The sequence below is a fragment of the Bariatricus sp. TF06-38A genome (assembly GCF_027690675.1).
GTDB classification, from domain to species: Bacteria; Bacillota; Clostridia; order Lachnospirales; family Lachnospiraceae; genus Allocoprococcus; species Allocoprococcus comes.
Map to the genome: position 1 here is coordinate 1 of NZ_JAQFCE010000054.1, position 3,560 is coordinate 3,560.

The 3,560-nt window shown below is 35.6% G+C and carries 5 protein-coding genes; all 5 read left to right on the plus strand.

Features of this window, described 5'->3' with window-relative positions; genetic code table 11:
* The coding region (locus tag PG418_RS18935; protein ID WP_498837882.1) for a phage holin family protein at nucleotides 1–219 on the plus strand (219 nt) is incomplete at its 5' end.
* A gap of 102 nt (nucleotides 220–321) precedes the next feature.
* Nucleotides 322–1,116: an RHS repeat-associated core domain-containing protein gene (locus tag PG418_RS18940; RefSeq protein WP_334298871.1), complete on the plus strand. Its 795-nt coding sequence runs from the start codon at nucleotides 322–324 to the stop codon at nucleotides 1,114–1,116.
* Between the two features lie 60 nt (nucleotides 1,117–1,176).
* Nucleotides 1,177–2,334: a hypothetical protein gene (locus PG418_RS18945; protein WP_243268628.1), complete on the plus strand. Its 1,158-nt coding sequence runs from the start codon at nucleotides 1,177–1,179 to the stop codon at nucleotides 2,332–2,334.
* 203 nt (nucleotides 2,335–2,537) lie between these two features.
* Complete coding sequence (locus PG418_RS18950; protein ID WP_498837883.1) at nucleotides 2,538–3,272, plus strand: hypothetical protein; 735 nt, start codon at nucleotides 2,538–2,540, stop codon at nucleotides 3,270–3,272.
* Nucleotides 3,273–3,291: 19 nt separating this feature from the next.
* Nucleotides 3,292–3,560: hypothetical protein (locus PG418_RS18955; protein WP_498837884.1), on the plus strand; the 269-nt coding region annotated here is incomplete at its 3' end.

Consider the following 3,560-nt stretch of genomic DNA (forward strand, 5'->3'; position numbering starts at 1 on the left):
GTGTTGTTATTTGTATTGATTGCAGTAAGACTGGATCTGCTGATGGGAACAAGTTATCTGAGGGATACAGTATGTATTGCGTTTATAGCAAATGAAGCAGTGTCAATTGTGGAGAATGCAGGACTGATGGGAGTACCGATACCGGAGGTGATTTGCAAGACGATCGAAGTGTTGGAGGAGAAAGGGAAAGGTTCTGAAGGAAGTAATTTGCAGAAATAAAAACGGGCTGGAAGACTCCCTCAGGGAGATATCATCGGGATTGTTGACAGTAAAGGAAGCCAGGTTGTAGTATATAGATATGATGCATGGGGAGGACTTCTGGTGTCATCAGATGCTTCAGGATTCGGTCTTGCACAGATCAATCCGCTGCGGTACAGAGGCTACTATTACGATCAGGAGACGGGACTGTATTATCTGCAGACAAGATACTACGACCCGAAGGTGAGAAGATTCCTGAATGCAGATGATGCGAGTGTACTGACGAAGGATCCAGAGCAGCTGACGGAGAAGAATCTGTATGCTTACTGTGATGATAATCCGGTGATGTATCGGGATGATGCAGGGATGTTTGTGATTACAGCAGCTCAAGTGGGGCTTGGTGTACTCGGAATGGTAACAAACGTGGCGACATGTTATATTGCGGCAAAGGCAACGGGACAGGAGTTTGGAATTGGAGACTTGGTAATTGCTGCCACAGCCGGTTTCGTTGGTGGTTACATAAAAAATAATTTTTATGCAACAGTAGCTAGTATTCTTATATCAGGAGTGGGGACTACTCTTTATAGTTTATTTTGTGGAGATAATTTGAAAACTGCATTATGGAAAGGCGGAATGACGATAGTATGTACGGCTGTAAGTGTTAGTTCGTTAATAGGAGTGAAGTCAGATATACCTACAGTAGTGAATAAAATATCAACAGGTATTTTTGGAATGGGAAATAGTTTGACTACAACAGGTATAGTGGCATCATTTTCACATCAAAAAACAAATACGAAGAAAAATCATACGCAGAATCAAAGAAAGTCAAAATCAATAAATAAAAATAGTGGAAAGAAGCAAAAAGAGAGAGCGTTAAGGTATTTTATATTTAAGATGAATCAATTGAGAGAAAGATAAAAGCAATATAAGTATGGAAAGAGCAAAGATTTATTTGCTCTTTCTGTGAAAGGTCAGGTAATGGAACAAAAAGAAAATAGCGAAATAATAGTTATAAAATCAGATAAGGAATGGATACAGGAAATAAAGGCTGATACGACGTCACATGTTATTGGTAGTGTGGGGATAATAGCAATGATTAGTTTTTTTATGTTATATCCATCATCGGTGCCTAAATGGGAAATAGAATTATTAAGCAGTCCTTTGATAATAGTTACAATATTATTCATATTAGATATTTATCGTATTTGGCGAAATATAGGACGAGAATTAGTATTGGATAAAACGGGGATTTTGATTAAGTTATGGTTTAAAGAAAAAAAGTATGGTTGGAATGATTTTAAATTCAGACAAGTACGAAAAAATATAGGAGAGTATTGTTATGATGAGGGATTATTTCTTACGAAGCACAAGCATCAACCGAGACAAAACAGTAATTGTGAACTTTTTTCCATAAGATATCCTTCTGACAGTGTTGTTATTAATTTTAAGATGCATAGACCTATTTTGGCTAATCAAAAAACTCAGCAATATATAAATGCTGAAATAATGGCGGTCGAAAAAGAAGAGTTGCTTTCCAAATTAAAAGAATGGGGAGTTGATTTTGAAACAGAGCGCCCGAAAAACTGGGCTATTTTTCAGGACAAAAAGGGAAGATTACAGTCCAGAAGAAATGGAACCGCCTGGATCTTACTCGCGGCTGCTGTTTGGATTTTACTTTTAAGTTTTATCATATATCCAATCTTTATCTGGAAGAATCCAGTACTGATTGCTATCTTTATTCCATTTTTTATAGCTCTTGTTCCGGTTTATGTGGTAATAACCAGCAGAAAAAGTTATCGTTTAAAGATGGATGAAAAAGGCTGTATCCGAAAGTTTCTTTTCCTGTCAAAACGTTATTTGTGGAAGGATTTGAGAGTAAAACTGGTTGCATCGGAGGAAAGTCATTGTGGAGAAGGTGTTTTGTTCATCAAGAAAAAATCTGGGAATAGCAGTTCTGCAAGTGAAACATTCAGCTATGCGTCCTTGCATCCATATAGTAGCTTTGTAGCAAATTTTGAAGTGTTTGGAAAAATGTATGGGGAGAAGGATGCGTTGCATGAGATTAACAAAGAGCTGTTTCTGAAAAAAATGAAAGAATGGGGAGTGGAGGTAGAAGGACTGCCGAAAGCAGAGTAGGTGATGAGGAAATGGAAGAAGAAAAACTATACACAAAGTCAAAAAAAGACAAATACAGTGTTAAAAAATAGAACAAAGAAACAGCGGGAAAAAGTATGGAAGCATTTTGTATTTAAGATGAATCAGCTGCGGTATAGATAAAATAGTATGTAGAAAGGGGCTGTGAAAAAAACATAGTCCCCCTTTCTTTAGAAGGAAAGAAAATGGAAAAAGATCAGGAGAAGTTAATTATACAATCAGATCAAGAGTGGATAGGCTATCTTATTGGAAAAATTTTTAGTATTGTAATAAGTGTAGTACTAATTTGTGTAATGTTAATATATTTTGTATTGACAGATATTATGAGAACAAAACAGGATGTGCAGAAATTAATATTTATGTTGACAATATTGGTCCTATTAGTGCTATCAAATATTTATCGATATTGGAGAAACATAGGAAGAGTTTTGATTTTAGACAAAACAGGTGTTTTGGCAAAAATGTGGTTTTACAAGAAAAAATATAAATGGAGTGATTTAAAAATTAAACAATTACGAAAAAATTTAGGGAAGTATTATGAAGAGGGAGTATTTCTTGCTGCGTATGATTATCAACCGAAACAAGATAGTAACTGTGAATTTTTTAATATAAGATATCCTTTTGAAAGTTTTAATATTAATTTTAAGATGCATAAACCAATTTTAGTCGAAACTAATTGGACTAAATATATAAATGGAGAAATGATGGCAGTCGAAAAAGAAGAGTTACTTTCAAAACTAAAAGAATGGGGAGTTGATTTTGAAACAGAGCGCCCGAAAAACTTTGATATTTTTCAAGATAAAAAGGGAAGATTACAGTCCAGAAGAAATGGAACTGCCTGGATCTTACTCGCGGCAGCTGTTTGGTTTTTACTACTGATATCTATTGTATATCCGATTTTTATCTGGAAGAATAAGTAGAAAAAGTTACCGTTTAAAGATGGATGAAAAAGGCTGTATCCGGAAGTTTCTTTTCCTGTCAAAACGTTATTTGTGGAAGGATTTGCGGGTAAAACTGGTTGCATCGGAGGAAAGCCATTGTGGAGAGGGAGTTTTATTCATCAAGAAAAAATCTGGGAATAGAAGTTCTGCAAGTGAAACTTTCAGCTATGCATCTTTGCACCCATACAGTAGCTTTGTAGCAAACTTTGAAGTGTTTGGGAAAATGTATGGGGAGAAGGATGCGTTGCATGAGATTAACAAAGAGCT